This window comes from Allobosea sp. P4_E12, from assembly GCF_056401655.1.
Genome location: NZ_JBFUIY010000040.1, coordinates 22262 through 38614, shown reverse-complemented (window position 1 = coordinate 38614; position 16353 = coordinate 22262). Strand labels below are relative to the sequence as shown.

General features: G+C 66.1%; 14 protein-coding genes and 1 tRNA gene. 9 read left to right on the top strand and 6 right to left on the bottom strand.

Annotated elements, in window-relative coordinates; genetic code table 11:
* Nucleotides 1-48 precede the first annotated feature (48 nt).
* Nucleotides 49-459: a hypothetical protein gene (locus AC1DW9_RS31340; RefSeq protein WP_476776982.1), complete on the bottom strand. Its 411-nt coding sequence runs from the start codon at nt 457-459 to the stop codon at nt 49-51.
* A gap of 242 nt (nt 460-701) precedes the next feature.
* Between AC1DW9_RS31340 and AC1DW9_RS31335 the strand changes: the two genes are divergently transcribed.
* Together AC1DW9_RS31335 and AC1DW9_RS31330 are read left to right on the top strand one after the other, a co-directional pair.
* Nucleotides 702-977 carry a PilZ domain-containing protein gene (locus tag AC1DW9_RS31335; protein WP_441507892.1) on the top strand — a complete coding sequence of 92 codons (276 nt, stop codon included), beginning with the start codon at nt 702-704 and terminating at the stop codon, nt 975-977.
* A gap of 111 nt (nt 978-1088) precedes the next feature.
* Nucleotides 1089-1319 carry a hypothetical protein gene (locus AC1DW9_RS31330; RefSeq protein WP_441480806.1) on the top strand — a complete coding sequence of 77 codons (231 nt, stop codon included), beginning with the start codon at nt 1089-1091 and terminating at the stop codon, nt 1317-1319.
* A gap of 71 nt (nt 1320-1390) precedes the next feature.
* On the opposite strand, the gene AC1DW9_RS31325 is transcribed toward AC1DW9_RS31330, so the two are convergent.
* Entirely contained in the window at nt 1391-2536 is a 1146-nt protein-coding gene (locus AC1DW9_RS31325; protein ID WP_476776983.1) for a helix-turn-helix domain-containing protein, read from the bottom strand.
* A complete protein-coding gene (locus AC1DW9_RS31320; RefSeq protein ID WP_441507889.1) occupies nt 2533-2814 on the bottom strand; it encodes a type II toxin-antitoxin system HigB family toxin in 282 nt (93 codons plus the stop codon). Before AC1DW9_RS31320 ends, AC1DW9_RS31325 begins: the two co-directional genes overlap by 4 nt.
* 105 nt (nt 2815-2919) lie before the next feature.
* On the opposite strand from AC1DW9_RS31320, the gene AC1DW9_RS31315 reads away from it, so the two are divergent.
* Entirely contained in the window at nt 2920-3900 is a 981-nt protein-coding gene (locus AC1DW9_RS31315) for a glycerophosphodiester phosphodiesterase family protein (protein WP_476776984.1), read from the top strand.
* Between the two features lie 73 nt (nt 3901-3973).
* On the opposite strand, the gene AC1DW9_RS31310 is transcribed toward AC1DW9_RS31315, so the two are convergent.
* The gene (locus AC1DW9_RS31310) at nt 3974-4378 is read right to left on the bottom strand and encodes a hypothetical protein (RefSeq protein WP_441507887.1); all 405 of its coding nucleotides are present in this window, start codon (nt 4376-4378) and stop codon (nt 3974-3976) included.
* Nucleotides 4379-4470: 92 nt separating this feature from the next.
* Here AC1DW9_RS31310 and AC1DW9_RS31305 point away from each other — a divergent pair.
* A tRNA-Ser gene (locus tag AC1DW9_RS31305) sits at nt 4471-4561 on the top strand.
* Between the two features lie 231 nt (nt 4562-4792).
* On the opposite strand, the gene AC1DW9_RS31300 is transcribed toward AC1DW9_RS31305, so the two are convergent.
* Complete coding sequence (locus AC1DW9_RS31300) at nt 4793-7981, bottom strand: efflux RND transporter permease subunit (RefSeq protein ID WP_476776985.1); 3189 nt, start codon at nt 7979-7981, stop codon at nt 4793-4795.
* Nucleotides 7982-7986: 5 nt separating this feature from the next.
* Entirely contained in the window at nt 7987-9093 is a 1107-nt protein-coding gene (locus AC1DW9_RS31295) for an efflux RND transporter periplasmic adaptor subunit (protein WP_476770710.1), read from the bottom strand.
* Nucleotides 9094-9858: 765 nt separating this feature from the next.
* On the opposite strand from AC1DW9_RS31295, the gene AC1DW9_RS31290 reads away from it, so the two are divergent.
* From AC1DW9_RS31290 to AC1DW9_RS31270, 5 genes are all read left to right on the top strand, one after another.
* Nucleotides 9859-11496: a methyl-accepting chemotaxis protein gene (locus AC1DW9_RS31290; RefSeq protein ID WP_441507884.1), complete on the top strand. Its 1638-nt coding sequence runs from the start codon at nt 9859-9861 to the stop codon at nt 11494-11496.
* Between the two features lie 129 nt (nt 11497-11625).
* Nucleotides 11626-12090 (top strand): chemotaxis protein CheW, encoded by a 465-nt coding sequence (locus tag AC1DW9_RS31285; RefSeq protein ID WP_441507883.1) that lies wholly within the window; start codon nt 11626-11628, stop codon nt 12088-12090.
* 11 nt (nt 12091-12101) lie between these two features.
* A complete protein-coding gene (locus AC1DW9_RS31280) occupies nt 12102-13355 on the top strand; it encodes a CheR family methyltransferase (protein WP_441507882.1) in 1254 nt (417 codons plus the stop codon).
* Complete coding sequence (locus AC1DW9_RS31275) at nt 13355-14059, top strand: chemotaxis protein CheW (RefSeq protein ID WP_441507881.1); 705 nt, start codon at nt 13355-13357, stop codon at nt 14057-14059. Before AC1DW9_RS31280 ends, AC1DW9_RS31275 begins: the two co-directional genes overlap by 1 nt.
* On the top strand, nt 14056-16341 hold the full coding sequence (locus AC1DW9_RS31270) for a hybrid sensor histidine kinase/response regulator (protein WP_441507880.1): 2286 nt from the start codon (nt 14056-14058) through the stop codon (nt 16339-16341). The genes AC1DW9_RS31275 and AC1DW9_RS31270 overlap by 4 nt, the downstream gene beginning before the upstream one ends.
* The last annotated feature ends 12 nt before the right edge of the window (nt 16342-16353 follow it).

Here is a 16353-nt window from a genome sequence, read left to right as displayed (position 1 = left end):
GCTGGAGCGAGGCACCCGCTCAGCGGGGGCACCAGTCCCAGAAGCCGGTCATGCGCTGGGGCCCGCGCGCGGCGCCGGGCCGGCGAGCGAGACAGCCGCTGCCCCGGCGATGAAGCCGAGCGCCGCCCCCGCTGCAACCGCTCCGCCGCGATGCCAGTGACGCCGCGGGTGAACGACGGTCACAGGCCCCGGGCGATGATGCCGGACCTGCGGGCTCGGCCGATGGACATGCGACGGGCGCTTATACGGACGGTGCTGCGGCCGGCTGACATGCGCCCCGTTGCCGGGCCGTTGGGCGCTGGAATGGTGGCCCCTGCGGACAGTCTGCCCCGATATCTGCGGCGAGCTGGAGGAGCGGACCTGCGCTTCGGCCGTGCCCAGGCTGGGCAGGGGCGCCACGACGCTCGCTAGGAGGGCGAAGAGCATGAGAAGCGATTTCAGCTTGAGAGAATGGCGCATGATCTCTTCTCCTCCACGGCAATCGCTCACGCCCATCGAGCCATGGCGCTCCGGTGGCTTCGCGTCGCCGCCCATCCATGCTGGCCTGTCATGTGGAAGTCGATCAACTCATTGTGGGTTGGCGGCCCGGATGGTCCGGCAAGCTTGCCCGGACTCTTCGCGGGCTGTACGTCATCGGTTAACGTGCCGGGCGCAGGTTCCAGATAGACTTGAACCGATCGATCGTGGCGGGGATTTGCGAATTGCCGGGTCAGACTGAAGAGCGCCGCCACCACCGCAAGAAGGTTGTGCAGGAAGCGCGAATCCGGCTTCCCGGCCAGAACAACGAGATTCCCTGCATTATCCGCGATGTCTCGGTGTCCGGCGTCAAGCTGCGCGTGCCGATGGGGTTCGAGGCGCCAGACGTCTTCAGGCTGATCGCTCCGGCCCTGCACATCAACAGCTGCGTGCGGATCGCCTGGCGCAGCCAGCACTCGATCGGCGCGACCTTCATCGCGGACACTGAGCGCCCCGACTGAACGCTGCGAGAGCTGTGGCATTCTGCGAGAGGCGGGGGCCCTGGGTCGGAATTCGTCATCTTGCCGCAGGTCGGGTTCGATGCTGAGTTTCGCGGGTGCCGGAGGTGCCCGATGCCGTTCAGCTCCCTTCCCGAACTCCTCGAACTCGCAACAGCGCGCGAGGCCTTTGAGATCGCCTGGGCTCATATCGAGCCGTCACTCTGTTTCCAGGCCGCCAGCAGCGAGAGCATGAGGCTGTGGCTCGGCCATATCGTTGCCGGGCTGTCGAGTGCGCAGCCCGATGTCGATATCGTGCCTCTGGCGGTCGAGCAGTTCCTGGCGACGGTGCCGATCTCCCACTAGCCTGAATCCTGACGCTGCGCCGCTCCGGAGCAAGGACGGTGAGCGCCATCGCAGGCTGAGGTCTGTCGATTTCACGGCCCGATCAGTGGCTCGGCCTGGGCGAACTGGGCTGCGGAGGCCGTGATCAGTCCGTCATCGGCCATGCGTCGGAGCACCCAGTCGCGCCGCTCCTTGGCGCGACCGCGGTTGTCGGCGATGTCGAGCCGGTAGGTGTTCGGCGCCTTGGGCAGGGCGGCGAGATAGGCGGCTTCCGCGACGCTGAGATCGGCCGGGCTCTTGCCGAAATACTGGGCCGAGGCCGCCGCGATGCCATAGGCGTAGCCGCCGAAATAGATCTGGTTCAGGTAGAGTTCGAGGATCCGGTCCTTGCTCAGAGCGTCCTCGATCCGGCTCGCCAGGACGATCTCCTTCACCTTGCGGGCGAGCGAGGGCGGCTGGCCCGGCAGCAGCAGGTTCTTGGCGAGCTGCTGGGTGATGGTTGCGGCGCCTGCCGGCGTCCGGCTCTCGCCCAGGCTCGCGAGGTTCTGGGCTGAGGCCCGCAGGATGGCCGGCAGGCTGTAGCCGCCATGGCGGTAGTAGTCCTGGTCCTCCGCCGCGAGGAAGGCCTTCACCACATGGGGCGGGATGGTCGCGAGCGGCACCGGCCGGCGATACGCCGTCAGGCCGCCATCCCGGCCGTAGCGCTCGAGATCGGGCGGTACATAGCCTGCGATCTCGGCCGTGCTCGGCAGGTCCCCGCCGTGAGCCCAGAACAGGCCGCCGATCGCCGATGCGCTCAGGCCCGCGAGGAGGCCGAGCAGGGCTGCGCCGCGCAGCGCGGTGCGCTTGATGCTGCCCGCCACCGCATAGGGCACCGAGAGCGGCTCGCTCGCCACGCCCCAGGCTTCGCCGAGCTTGGCGATCATCTCGGCCGAGAGATGCCGCCGCCGGTTCAGGACCTCCGAAGCGCGCGAGCGCGAGCCGAGGAGCTCGGCGAGGTCGGCTTGCGTCCGCCCCTTGGCCTGCATCGCGAGCGTCAGATAGGCGATGGGGTCCGGCGACGCGATCGGATGGGTCTTGCGCTCGTAATCGGCGACCAGCAGGCACAGAACCTCGAGCCGGTCGGCCGCCGCGGAGCCCGGCTCCGCGGCAAACAACCGGTCGATCTCGGCCAGCGCCGCGTGATGATCCGCTTCGCTCCTGATCGGCCTGACGGGAAGGGTTTCGCGCTCCCTCACCTTGCGTCCTCCTCGTTGAGGGCGGTGACCGCGGTGATGCGGATCACGCCCAGCTCGAAATTGACCCTGAAGGCAACGCTGCAGCCGACATGCGGCAAGGCAAGCGCAACCGCATCCTCGCTCACGAAGCGGGCAACGGCGCCGCAATCGCGCGCAATCTCGTCGCGCGCCCGCCAGCTCGCCTGCCGCAGCAGCGCATTCAGGGCGCGCAGAGCAGAGCCGGCCTGTGGGTGCGCCTCGCCATACTCGGCCAGGGCCGAGGCTCCGATGACGATCATGCTGGTGCGATCATAATGTTCCCATAATTGGGAGCAATTGCTCTCATGCTCCCGTTTTCGGGAACATTGATAGGCGCTCGCGCCCGCGGTTCAAAGGATGAAGTGATGCGCCGTCTCCCACGCCTTGCGCTCGCCGCGCTCTTTCTCCTCACGCTCTTCATCCTGATCAGCAACAGCAGTCTCCTGGCCTCCCGGCCGCAGGGCCGGCCGACCTTGCTCGCCCATCGCGGCATCACCCAGCTCTACGACAAGACCGACCTGCGCTCCGATGTCTGCAGCGCCGCGCGCATGCTGCCGCCGCGCCATGACTTCATCGAGAACACGCTGCCATCCATGCGGGCAGCCTTTGAGGCCGGCGCCGATATCGTCGAGCTCGACGTGCACCCGACCACCGACGGCCAATTCGCGGTCTTCCACGACTGGACCCTGGAATGTCGGACGAACGGCGAGGGTGTCACGCGGGAGCACGCGATGGCGCAGCTGAAGGCGCTCGATGTCGGCTATGGCTATACCGCCGATGGTGGCAGGACCCATCCGCTGCGCGGGAAGGGCATCGGCATGGTGCCGACGCTCGACGAGGTCTTTGCAGCTTTTCCCGGGCGGCGCTTCGCCATCAATGTGAAGAGCCGGGACAGGAACGAGGGCGAGAAGCTCGCCGCAGTCCTGGGGGCATTGCCGCCTAAGGCCCGTGCGCGCCTGATCGTCTATGGCGGCGACGAGCCGGTCGAGACGCTGCGGCGCCTCCGACCGGATATCCCGGCCATGTCCAGGAGCACGCAGATCGGCTGCCTGACGCGCTATGTCGCCTATGGCTGGACCGGCGTGATGCCCGAGATCTGCCGGGGAACGATCGTCCGGGTGCCAATCAACATCGCCCCATGGCTCTGGGGCTGGCCAAACCGCTTCCTCAACCGTCTCGACAGCGCCGGCACCCAGGTCTTCGCGCTCGGCCCCTATCAGGGCGGCGGTTTTTCGACGGGCCTGGATACGCTCGCCGAATTGTCCCGTCTGCCCGCGGGCTATTCAGGCGGGATCTGGACCGACGAGATCGCCGTGATTGCCGGCGCAGTGAAGCCGACGCGCTGACGGCGTGTCCTTAGATCATCTGTGATTGCATCGGCTTTCCCGAAAACCGCAATCCACTTTTCCGGCCGATGCTTCAGCGGCGCCGGCAGAGGGCAGCCTCATGCGCAGTCGCGCGGCGAAGGATCTTCGTCGCCGTGATTCGCACCGGCGGTCCGTCCTCCACTGTGCCGGAAAGGACGAGACGCCCGGAATAGAGGCCACTGGTGAGGTCGCGGCGCGCAGCATCCGCGGCCGGCAGGCTGGAGAGGTCGGGATCGGTCTTCGCATAGCGCCGGCCTGACGGCACGAGAACGACATCCTTCGAAGGGCAGGGCGCCTGCACGCAGCGCAAACCATTGTCGCAGGCCACGAACAGCGCCTGGGCCACTGCCGGAGGCGGAATCGCGGCAGCAGCCAGGAGGGCGAGCCCGGCCCCAAGACAGCGCAGGCGGCTGCCTCCGCGCGCGGGCGACACGATCACTTTCAGGGCAGCGTGCATCGGCGATTTCCTCAGCCCGGTGAAGATGGCTGATAATCTTTCACACTGACGGCTTGTCAAAGCGCCGGGCAATCGGGCATAGAGCCGGTAACGGAGACGTGGCCGAGAGGCTGAAGGCACTCGTTTGCTAAATGAGCATACCCCACAAGGGTATCGAGGGTTCGAATCCCTCCGTCTCCGCCACTTCTAACCTCTTGAAATCGCGTCGCTAGGCCAATTCCTTCGGCGCGGCCGGGTCACAGGTGTCGGGCGCGTTCGAGCGAGGACGCTCTATCCGGGGCCACAATCGATTCCGGCCGCGTTCGCGTCTTGCCCAACATCGCCCCGAAGGAGTGTCTTGTCGCTCGGTCGGATTGCAGCCCCCTCGACGGTCACCGTCGCACATCCCGGTCCGAACGCCCACCGCGTCAGACCCTATTCTGCAGGACTATGCGGCTTGGCCACCGCTTCGCCAGCCTGCGGTGTCGCCGCCTCTGCGATCGGCTTCGGCCGCGTCGAGGGGCGCAGGCGTTCCCGCATCGATTGGAAGAAGACGTAGAGCGGCGGGATCACGAAGATCCCGAGCAGCGAGGCGAAGATCATGCCGCCGAAGACCGGCGTGCCGACATTGCGCCGGGCGAGCTGCGAGGCGCCAGTGGCGATGACGAGCGGCAGCAGCCCGAGGATGAAGGCGAAGGAGGTCATCATCACCGGGCGGAAGCGCAGCCGGGCGCCTTCCGCCGCGGCCTCGAGCAGCGGAACCCCGCTCTCGCGTTGCTCCTTGGCGAACTCGACGATCAGGATGCCGTTCTTCGCGGCAAGGCCGATCAGCACGATCATGCCGATCTGGGCATAGACATCGAGTGTCAGGTGCCCGAGCACCATGAAGGCGAAGGAGCCGAGAATGCCGATCGAGACCGAAAGCAGTACGGGCACCGGAATCGTCCAGCTCTCGTAGAGCGCGACGAGGAAGAGGAACGCGAAGAGCACGGCGAAGGCGAGGATGATCGGCGTCTTGCCCTCGGCCCGCTTCTCCTGAAAGGCGGTATCGGTCCATTCTCCGGCATAGCCCGCGGGCAGCACGCGGGCCGCGACCTCCTGCATGGCGTTGAGCGCCTCTCCCGAGGAGACGCCGGGCGCCGGGCCGCCCTGGATCGTGACGGCCCGCAGGTTGTTGTAGCGGATCAGCGCGGGAGGACCGACGACGACGTGGATCTCCAGGAGGCTGCGCAGCGGCACCATCTTGCCGTCGGCGCTGCGGACATTGATCCGGTAGATGTCGTCGATCGAGGCGCGGTCGACGGCCTCGGCCTGGAGTTGCACCTGCCAGGTCCGGCCGAACAGGTTCATGTCGTTGGCGTAGTAGCCGCCGAGCGAGGCCTGCAGCGCCTGGAACACATCCTGAAGCTTGACGCCGAGAATCTGGACCTTGTTGCGGTCGATATCGAGATAGATCGACGGCGTGGTCGCCGAGAAGGTGCTGAACACCCGCGACAGTCGCGGGTCCTGGTTGGCGGCAATGGTCAGGCCGCGGACCACCTGTGCCAGGGTTTTGGGGTCGCCGCCGCGCAGATCCTCCAGCACATAGGTGAAGCCGCCGCCGGTTCCCAGGCCGATGATCGGCGGTGGCGCGAGCGGCACCACGGTGCCGCCCTGGACCTGCGCGAATTTCGGCGCCAGCCGGCGCATGATGGCGGGCACGCCGAGATCGGCCCCCTGACGCTCGCTGAACGGCTTGAGCGTCACGACCATGAAGGCGGAGTTCGCCTGCGAGTAATTGTCGATGAAGTTGAGGCCGACGACGGAGGTGTAGTCGGCGACCGTCGCCTCGCCCTTGAGGATCTCCTCGGCTTGCTGGACCACGGCCGAGGTGCGCCCGACCGCAGCGCCGTCCGGCAACTGGACCACCACGAAGAAGGCGCCCTGGTCATCCTCGGGCAGGAAGCCGGTGGGGGTGAATTTCGAGAGGCCGCCAATACCCACCGCCGCGATGGCGACGAGGACGAGGCCCATCACGGAGAAGCGGACGATGCGCGCGACCACCGCGCCATAGCCGTCGCGGACCCGGTCGATGCTGCGCATCACATAGCCCATCAGGCCGCGCCTTGGGCCGTGATGGCGCTTGAGCAGGACACCGCACAGCGCCGGCGAGAGCGTGAGCGCGTTGATCGCCGACAGCACCATGGCGACGACGACCGTCACGGTGAACTGGCGAAACAGCTCGCCTGCGATGCCGGGAATGAAGGCGACGGGAACGAAGACGGAGAGCAGAACGAGCGTAATCGCGATGATCGGCGCGGTGATTTCCCGCATGGCGACCTTCGTCGCCTCGCCCGGCGTGAGCTCCGGCCGCTCCTCCATCACGCGCTCGACATTCTCGACCACGACGATCGCGTCGTCGACGACGATGCCGATGGCGAGCACGACGGCCAGCAGCGAAACCGAGTTCGCGGAGTAGCCGATGGCGTTGAGGACGATGAAGGCGCCGATCAGGCTGACGGGGACCGCGAGCGTCGGGATGAGCGTCGCGCGGAAACTCCCCAGGAACAGATAGACGACGATGACGACGAGCACGAAGGCCTCGAGGAGCGTCTTCTTGACCTCGTCGATGGTGGCGGTGATGAAGGCCGTCGGATCGTAGGTCACCTTCCATTCCAGGTCTTCGGGAAAGCTCTTGGCGAGCTCCCTGACCTGGGCGCGGACGGCGTCGAGCGTGGTGATCGCGTTGGCGCCGGGCGCCTGGTAGAGCGCGATCACGGCTGCCGGGCTGCCGCCGAGGTGGGTGTCGCGGTCGAGATTATTGGCCCCGAGCTCCAGCCGCGCGACGTCGCCGAGCCGCAGCACCGAACCATCCGGGTTCGTGCGCAGGATGATGTTGGAGAATTCCTCGGTGGTGGCCAGCCGTCCCTTGGTCTGGATGCTGAGCTGAAGCTGCTGGTCGTCGGAGATCGGCCGTCCGCCGATCCGGCCGACGGCGGCCTGCACGTTCTGCGACTGGATGGCGGCGATGAGGTCGCCGGTCGTCAGGTTGAGTCCGGTCAGTTCGTCGAGCTTGATCCAGGCGCGCATCGCATAATCCTGCGCGCCCCACAGAGCGGCATCGCCGACGCCCTGCGTGCTCTTGATCCGGTCGAGCATGTTGATGGTGACATAATTCGACAGGAAGAGCGGATCATAGGTGCGCTTCGGCGAGTAGACGGCGAGCACGCCGAGAAGAGCCGAGGACTTCTTCTTGACCGTGACGCCCTGGCGCTGGACATCCTGCGGCAGCTTCGACAGGGCGATCTGAACGCGGTTGTTGACGTTGACCGCGTTGATATCGGGATCGGTGCCGAGCTCGAACGAGGCGAGCAGCGTGTAGCTGCCGTCGTTGCCGCTGACGCTCTTCATGTACATCATCTTGTCGACGCCCACGACCTGGGCCTCGATCGGCTGCGCGACCGTCGCGTCGACGACCTGGGACGATGCGCCGGGATAGACCGTCGTCACCGAGACCTGCGGCGGCACGATGTCGGGGTATTGCGCGACCGGAATCGCCAGCAGCGAGAGCAGGCCGGCGATCGTGGTGACGATGGCGATGACGATGGCGAGGCGGGGCCGATCAACGAAGATCGCGGAGATCATGGGCTTCAGCTTCCCTTGATCATCGCCGGCACCGGGCGTGCCCGGACGGGTGCCCCTGGCCTGACGGCCTGCAGACCCTCGACGATGATCTGCTCGCCGCCGGCCAGGCCTTCGGACACGACGGCATTGGGGCCGTCCTCGCCGCCGAGCTTCAGCCGCTTGACGACGGCCTTGCCGTCCACGACCGCAAAGACATAGACGCCGGCCTGGTCGGCGATCAGGGCTGCCTGCGGCACCACGATCATCTGCTGCGGATCGCCGACCTCCAGGGCGACGCGCACCAGCTGCCCGTCGGTCAGCGCGCCGGTCGGATTGGGCATCCTCGCCCGGACGAGCACGGTGTCGGTGCCACGATCGACCGAGTTGTTGACGAAATCGATCTGCCCGAGCTGGTCGTAGAGAGTGCCGTCGGAGAAGCGGAGCTGCACCTTGACCGCCTTGGGATCGACATGCTTGCCCGTTTCGGCGCTCTTGAGGAATTCGCGCTGGCTGACCGGGAAGGTCACATACATCGGATCCTGGCTGATGATCGTCGTCAGCACGCCGCTGTCGGGGCCGACCACATTGCCCTTCGTGACATTGGTCAGGCCGATCTTTCCGGAGATCGGCGCCGTGATGGAGGTGTAGCCGAGATTGACTTTCGCCGTGGCGAGATCGGCCTGGTTGGTCATGATCGCGCCGGCGGTCTGCTGCTTCTGGGCAACGGCCTGATCGCGCGCCACGACGGTGCCGGCCGCCTTGGCCAGCAGGTCCTGGGCACGTTCGAGCTGGATCGCGGCCAAGGCGTCGGCCGACTTGCTGATCTCGAGCGCACCCTGCGCCTTCTCGACCGCTGCCTGGAAGAGGTCGCGCTCGACCCGGTAGAGCGGGGCGCCGGCCTTGACCATGTCGCCTTCCTTGAAGAGCACCTCCTCAAGATAGCCGGTGACCCGGGCCCTGATGTCGACCTTGTCGATTCCCGAGACGCGGCCGACGAAACCGAGAGACTTGGAAATCGGTTTGCGTTCTGCGTTGATGGTGCCGACCTGAACGGCGGCAGGCTCGCCTGTCTGTGCGAGGGCCGGCCCGGCAACGGCGCAGGCGACAGCCGCCACATATGCAATCCGCCACATCGACGCCTCCCTGCCAGCCGTGGTGAAGACTTCCCGGGCCGCTCTATGGCGCAGCGGGTCTAGGTTTCGCCGATTTCGTCAGTGACCGTGTGATGCCGATCGAGCGTGACATCCCCGATCTTGATCGCTGCCCCGGCGGGGCCAGGCGTGATCGGCGTCGCGCAGACCGGGATGAGAGCGCGCCTGTAGCCCTTTGGCTTCGGCCCGATGACCTGACAGCTGGCCGAAGGGCGACATCGCCCATCGAAGAACTCTCGCAGACGCCGTCATCCAGTGACCTCATCGCAAAGGTGATGCTCGATAGGTCCTGACAGTCGTTCCAAACGCTTCTGCCTAGAACTTTGATACTGTAACACCCGCAGTGCGATACAGTAAGTCGGTGCGGTCGGCCTATGGTTCGTCACCACACCGAGACCGTTATGTGCCGCTAGGGCAGACCGATGATGGCTCGTCGAAGGCAGGCAACCTCTCAGGCGTTGCTTCGGCTCCGGGTCCGGTGACGATCCGGCATCGGACGGAAGCGGCGGGCAGGCTCGCCAGCCAAGCGCGGCGCCAACCGTCATCGGCGCCGTCTTCGACTCGCCTTTGGGCCATCGATCTAGCGCTTTCTTAAGAGCTCTTCAGGCAGCGTCTGCAGTTCACCGGAGAGCAAGCACCTTCAGGGTAGCCTGTCACGACAGTTGATTCGGCCTCCTCGCCAGAGAGCGGCGGCCGGTCGAACCGACGCTGCTCCTCGATGCGTGTCTGGACGATGGAACGAACCTGATGAAGAGCCTGACGATACGCCGCCGCATTCTCGTGAGTTTTGCTGCGGTCCTGGCGGTGATGTCGGCGATGGCCGCCATCTCCTATCTCTGGTTCGTTCAGACCGAGCGCGAAGCGGCCAGGGTCGAAACCAACACGGTGCCGGCTCTCTATTTCAGCACCCGGCTGATGACGACATGGACGGAGGCCAGCAGCCTCCTGCGCGAATTCGTGCTCGAGGACGTGGCCGCGGACAAGGCCAGGATTGCCGACGCCATGCTCGCCAATCGCGATCAGCTGCGCGGCCTGCTGAAGTCCTATGAAGGCACGCTCGACTCCGAGCAGGATCGCCAGAACTATGCCCTGGTCAAACAGCTTTTCGACCAGGTCTTTCCGGCCGAAGACGCGATCGTGGCCGCAGGCAAACAGGCTGCGGCCGGCGGTCAGGCTCTTGACCAGCGCGGCGCAGTCCGGAGCGAGTTCGAGCCGATTGCTGCCAAGCTGCGGACAAGCCTGCAGGCGATGGTCGAGTACAACAAGTCGGAGGCCGATGAATCGACCCAGCGCATCGTCTCGATCGTGCGTACGGCGGAGTTGGGCCTGGCCGTCAGTTTCCTGGTCGCGCTCGCGCTCGCGGCGCTGTGCGGCTACCTGCTGTTTCGCGCCATCACCGTGCCGCTCGGAAAGCTGCTCGGCATCGTCGATCTCATGCGCCGCGGAGATTTCAGCGCGCGGCTCGAGCTCCAGCGTCGCGATGAGTTCAGCACGCTGGCCGACGGCGTCAACGCCATGGCCGACGATCTCGCCGGCCTGATCGGCCAGGTTCAGAAATCCAGCATCCAGGTCAACACCTCGATCACCGAAGTCGCCGCGACCTCCAAGGAGCAGCAGGCGACGGCCAGCGAGATCGCCGCGACGACGACGGAAATCGGCGCGACCGCCAAGGAAATCTCCGCGACCTCGAACGAGCTCGTGCGCACCATGGACGAGGTCTCTGTGGTCGCCGAGCAGACTGCGGTGCTTGCCGGAGGCGGGCAGGCCGGGTTGTCGCGCATGGAAACGACGATGCGCCACGTCATGGAGGCGGCCGGCGCGATCAATGCCAAGCTCGCGATCCTCAGCGAGAAGGCGGGCAACATCAATCAGGTCGTCACCACCATCACCAAGGTCGCCGACCAGACCAACCTGCTTTCGCTGAATGCCGCGATCGAGGCGGAAAAGGCCGGTCAGTACGGCCGGGGGTTTGCGGTCGTGGCGACGGAGATCCGCCGCCTCGCCGACCAGACAGCGGTGTCGACCTACGACATCGAGCAAATGGTCAAGGACATCCAGTCGGCCGTCGCAGCCGGCGTGATGGGCATGGACAAGTTCTCCGAGGAGGTGCGCCGCGGCATGCAGGAGGTGCAGCAGGTCGGCGGGCAGCTGTCGGAGATCATCGAACAGGTGCAGGGGCTGGTGCCGCGCTTCGAGGTGGCAAACGAGGGCATGCAGGCGCAGGCAACCGGTGCCGGCCAGATCAGCGAAGCCCTGTCGCAGCTCAGCGAAGCCGCCCAGCAGACGGTCGAGTCGCTGCAGCAATCCACGCTCGCGATCGACGAACTGAACCAGGTCTCGAGCGGGCTGCGCAGCAGCATCTCGCGTTTCAAACTTCGCGCGTAGAGCATCGGCCCGAAAAGTGGATACCGGTTTTCGTAAAAGCGGATGCAAAGACAAAGTGCGACAGCATCAGGCCGGATTTGATATCCGGTCTGATGCTGTCGCAGGAGCAGGCGAGCCGAGCCCCGTCCGATGCTGTTTCTGATGTTCCGCCTGGGTCAGGACCGCTATCTGCTCGATGCCCGGCAGGTCGAAATGGTCTTGCCCCTGCTCACCGTGAAAGCCCTGCCGGCTGCGCCGGTCGGCGTCGTCGGAGCCATCAACTACCGGGGCGCACCGGTGCCTTTGATCGATCTCAGCCTGCTCGCGCTCGGGCGCGCTGCTGCCCCCCTGCTGAGCACGCGGATCATCCTCGTGCGCTATCCGGTCGGTGCAGGCGAGCACGCCCTGCTCGGGCTCATTGCCGAGCGTGCGATCGAGACCGTCGAGCGCGATCCGGCGGATTTCGTGGCCACGGGTGTCGAGGCTGGAATGCCTCCCTATCTCGGCCCGGTCGCTTCCGACGACAAGGGGCTGATCCAGAGGATCCGGGCGGAAGCCCTGCTATCCCCAGCGATCCGTGAGATCTTGTTCCAGCAGCCCGCGACGCATTCCTGATGGACAGGGCCATGGGCACAGGGGCGTTCGAACAGCTTCTCAGGGAGATGATCGGGCTCAGCAGCGAGACGGTCGGCGCCTCGGTAATTCGTCATGCGCTCAAGCGACGGATGACCGACTGCGAGATGCCGGACCTCCACACCTATTGGAGTTATCTCAGCGAGAACCGCACCGAGCGTCAGGAGCTGATCGATGCGGTCGTCGTGCCGGAGACCTGGTTCTTCCGGGATCGCGAGGCCTTCGCGGCGATGACGCGCCAGGCTCGCGAAAGCCGGGGTTCCGGGACGCCGCTCAGACTTCTGAGTCTGCCATGCTCGACGGGCGAGGAGCCCTATTCCATGGCGATGGCGTTGTTCGACGCGGGCTTCGAGGCAACGGAATTCAGCATCGACGCCGTCGATGTGAGCACGCGTAATCTCGTCTATGCCGAACGTGCGGTCTACGGGCGCAACTCCTTCCGCGGCGAGGAACTCGGCTATCGCGACCGGCATTTCGATGCGGTCGAAGGCGGCTTCCGCCCGCATGAGCGCGTCCGCCGGCAGGTTTGCTTCACGCTCGGCAACCTGCTCGGGCCGGTCCCGCAGCCGAGGGCCGAACCTTACGACGTCATCTTCTGCCGCAACCTGCTGATCTATTTCGATCGCGAGACGCAGGGGCTGGCACTGGACCGGCTCAGGCAGATGCTCGCAGACAAGGGCCTGTTGCTGGTGGGGCCGGCCGAGTCCGGATTGCCGACCTTGCATGGCTTCGCTTCGGTGCGCTTCCCCAGGGCCTTCGCCTTCATCAAGGCAAGCGCTGTGCAGCAAGCGCCGGCAGCGGCTCCCGTACGGAGGTCGCGTCCGACGCCACTGCCCGCACAAGCGCCACGGCGTATCGCGCCGCCTCCGCGCGTGCGCCCCTTCGCGCAGAAGACCGCACCAGGAGAGGCTGCTTCGCCGGCGCCCGACCCGGCAGCCAAGAGCCTTGCCACCATCGAGCACGCCGCCAATGCCGGCCGCCTCGGTGAGGTCAAGCGCGCCGCTGCGAGCCATCTCGAGGAATTCGGGCCGTCACCGGAGGTCTTCTACCTGCTTGGCCTCGCCCATGATGCGGATGACGCGCCGTCGGACGCGATCCAGAATTACCGGAAGGCACTCTATCTTGCACCCGACCATCGTCAGGCGCTCGTCCAGCTCAAGCTCCTGCTGCAGCGGCAAGGCGACAAGGCCGGAGCCAAGGCGCTGACCGACCGGCTCGACCGGATTGCGAAGAGGAGTGACGTCTGATGTCCGTCACGGCCGGCATGCAAGCGACGGAGCAGGGACAGGGCATCAATGAGTGCTGGCGCCAGATCGGTGTCAGCGGGGACAGGTCCTGTCCGGAATTGCGGGAGCATCTGCATTGTCGGAACTGCCCGACCCATGCGGAGATCGCACGCAGTCTGCTCGATCGCCCCTTGCCTGCGGGCTATTCCGAGGAATGGGCACAGCATTTCGCGAGAGCTGCAGAGCGCCCCGAGGCCGAGGGTGGGGCTCGCAGCGTCGTTCTCTTTCGTCTGGGAGAGGAATGGCTCGGTCTCCCGACGACGACCTGTCACGAGATCGCGGAGCCGCGCCGCATCCATTCGCTGCCCCATCGCCGGACCGGCGCAGTGCTGGGCATCGTCAATGTCCGGGGCGAACTGCTCATCTGCATGTCGTTGCCGGAGCTCCTCGGCATCAATACGGGCGGGCAGAGTTCAGGCGGTGGCAAGATCGCCGTGTTTCGCCGTCTGATCGTGATTGGCAGGGATGAGAGGCGCGTCGCCTTCGAGGTCGACGAGGTGCACGGCATGCATTCCTATGGGGAGCGCGACCTGATCGCGGTACCGGCAACGATCGGCAAATCGGCCTCGACCGTCATCCAGGCCATGCTGTCCTGGCAGGGGCGCACGGTCGGCTGCCTCGATGAGGCACCGCTGCTCGCCATGATCGACCGGAGTATCGCATGAGCGGCGAGGATTTCAGCCAGCTCTCGATGCTGGACCTGTTTCGCGCCGAACTCGACTCGCAGTCGCAGGCGCTGACAGCAGGCCTGCTGGCGCTTGAGCGCGATCCTGTCGCGGCCGTTCATCTCGAAGCCTGCATGCGCGCCGCCCATTCGCTCAAGGGCGCGGCCCGGATCATCGATCTGACGCCTGCGGTGCAGGTGGCGCATGAGATGGAGGAGTGCTTCGTTGCGGCCCAGCGCGGGCAGGTCAGGCTCAATCACGCCCATATCGATGCGCTTCTGAAGGGCGTCGATCTGCTGGCCGCGATCGCCACTGAGCCGGGACCTGGCGAAGAGGAGATCCAGCGCAGAATCGCAGGCTTCGCGCAGGCGCTTCAGCAGCCTGGCTCCTCGGCTTCGGGGCCGGACGTGAATGACGAGCTCCCTGCGGCGGCTCCGGAGAGAGATCATTCCAGCGAAGCTCCGCCCGCTCGAGCCCAGGAGCCGGCTGCCGGATCCGCGCCGGCGCTATCCCAGACGCCGGGAAGCCCGGGGTCGGACCGCATGGTGCGCGTCACGGCAGAAAGCCTGAACCGGCTGCTCGGGCTCGCGGGCGAGTCCCTGATGTCGGCCCGGCGCCTCAGACCGTTCAACGATGGGCTCTTGCGCCTCAGGCGCGTCCAGACCGATCTTGCCAAGAGCTTTGACGCGCTGCGCGCCGCGATGCCGGCGGTGACGACGGATGTCAGGGCCCTGCAGGCGCTCGCCGAGGCTCAGCTCAAGCTCGGGGAAAGCCAGGCTATTCTGGCGCAGCGCCTCGACGAGCTCGATGCCGTCGACCGGCGCGCCACCGATCTCGCCAATCGGCTCTATGACGAGACGCTCGCCAGCCGGATGCGCCCCTTCGACGATGGCGTCCGGCATTTTTCGCGGACCGTCCGCGATATCGGGCGAACCCTGGGCAAGAAGGTCCGCCTCGAGATCGTCGGCGGCTCGACGAGCATCGACCGCGACATCCTCGAGGAACTCGATGCCCCGCTCGGGCACCTCCTGCGCAACGCCGTCGATCACGGGCTCGAACCTCCCGAGGAGCGGCGGGCCGCAGGAAAGGCGGAAGAAGGCCTGATCAAGCTCGAGGCCCGGCACAATGCCGGGCTGTTGCAGATCATCGTTGTCGACGATGGCCGCGGGATCGATCTCGACGCGCTGCGCCTTGCGACCAGCAGGCGGGGGCTGACGACGGCCGAGACGGCGCAGAGCCTGAGCGAGGCCGAACTCCTGGAGTTCCTGTTCCTGCCTGGCTTCTCGATGAAGGGCAGCGTCAGTGACATTTCCGGACGCGGCGTTGGCCTCGATGCCGTGCAGGCGATGGCACGCCAGGTCCGGGGGCAGGTGACCGTGTCGTCGGAGCTCGGCGCCGGGACGCGTTTCCAGCTTCAGTTGCCGCTGACGCTCTCGGTGATCCGCGCCCTGCTCGTCGAGATCGACGGCGAACCCTATGCGTTTCCGCTGGCCGGGATCACGCGGACGCTGATGCTGCCGCGGGAGCGGATCGAGATCCTCGAGGGCAGGCCGCATTTCCGCTTTGAGGAGCGGCAGGTCGGACTGGTCACGGCGCATGAGGTCCTGGGGCGTGACGAACCGCAATCGGGTTCTGTCGATCTCGCTGTCGTCGTGGTCGGCGAGGGGGGCGGGGCCTATGGGCTGGTCGTCGACCGCTTCCTTGGCGAGCGCGATCTCGTCGTCCGTCCGCTCGATCCACGGCTCGCCAAGGTCAAGGACATCAGCGCTGCGGCCCTGATGGAGGATGGTTCACCCGTCCTGATCCTCGACGTCGATGATCTGATCCGCTCGATGGAGAAGCTCGCCTCGACCGGCAGGCTCAAGACCCTGGAGCGCGTCGTTGCCAGCGTTGGCCAGAAGCGGCGCAAGCGCGTCCTGGTCGTCGACGATTCACTCACCGTGCGCGAACTGGAGCGCAAGCTGCTCGATCATCACGGCTACGAGGTTGAGGTCGCGGTCGACGGCATCGATGGCTGGAACGCCGTCCGATCCGAGCCGTTCGATCTCGTGGTCACCGATATCGACATGCCCCGTATGGACGGCATCGAGCTCGTGACACTGATCAAGAAGGATAGCGGGCTTCGGAACCTGCCGGTCATGATCGTGTCATACAAGGACCGGGAAGAAGACCGCCGCCGCGGGCTCGATGCCGGTGCGGACTATTATTTGACCAAGGGCAGTTTCCACGACGAGACTTTGATCCATGCCGTCGCCGACCTGATCGGTGAAGCATGGGGCTGAGCGGCAGCACGG

Coding starts and splice junctions, on each gene's coding strand:
- AC1DW9_RS31315 (WP_476776984.1), top strand. CDS start 2,920: ATGCGCCGTCTCCCACGCCTTGCGCTCGCCGCGCTCTTTCTCCTCACG.
- AC1DW9_RS31290 (WP_441507884.1), top strand. CDS start 9,859: ATGAAGAGCCTGACGATACGCCGCCGCATTCTCGTGAGTTTTGCTGCG.
- AC1DW9_RS31285 (WP_441507883.1), top strand. CDS start 11,626: ATGCTGTTTCTGATGTTCCGCCTGGGTCAGGACCGCTATCTGCTCGAT.
- AC1DW9_RS31330 (WP_441480806.1), top strand. CDS start 1,089: ATGCCGTTCAGCTCCCTTCCCGAACTCCTCGAACTCGCAACAGCGCGC.
- AC1DW9_RS31340 (WP_476776982.1), bottom strand. CDS start 459: ATGCGCCATTCTCTCAAGCTGAAATCGCTTCTCATGCTCTTCGCCCTC.
- AC1DW9_RS31270 (WP_441507880.1), top strand. CDS start 14,056: ATGAGCGGCGAGGATTTCAGCCAGCTCTCGATGCTGGACCTGTTTCGC.
- AC1DW9_RS31300 (WP_476776985.1), bottom strand. CDS start 7,981: ATGATCTCCGCGATCTTCGTTGATCGGCCCCGCCTCGCCATCGTCATC.
- AC1DW9_RS31275 (WP_441507881.1), top strand. CDS start 13,355: ATGTCCGTCACGGCCGGCATGCAAGCGACGGAGCAGGGACAGGGCATC.
- AC1DW9_RS31320 (WP_441507889.1), bottom strand. CDS start 2,814: ATGATCGTCATCGGAGCCTCGGCCCTGGCCGAGTATGGCGAGGCGCAC.
- AC1DW9_RS31280 (WP_441507882.1), top strand. CDS start 12,102: ATGGGCACAGGGGCGTTCGAACAGCTTCTCAGGGAGATGATCGGGCTC.
- AC1DW9_RS31310 (WP_441507887.1), bottom strand. CDS start 4,378: ATGCACGCTGCCCTGAAAGTGATCGTGTCGCCCGCGCGCGGAGGCAGC.
- AC1DW9_RS31295 (WP_476770710.1), bottom strand. CDS start 9,093: ATGTGGCGGATTGCATATGTGGCGGCTGTCGCCTGCGCCGTTGCCGGG.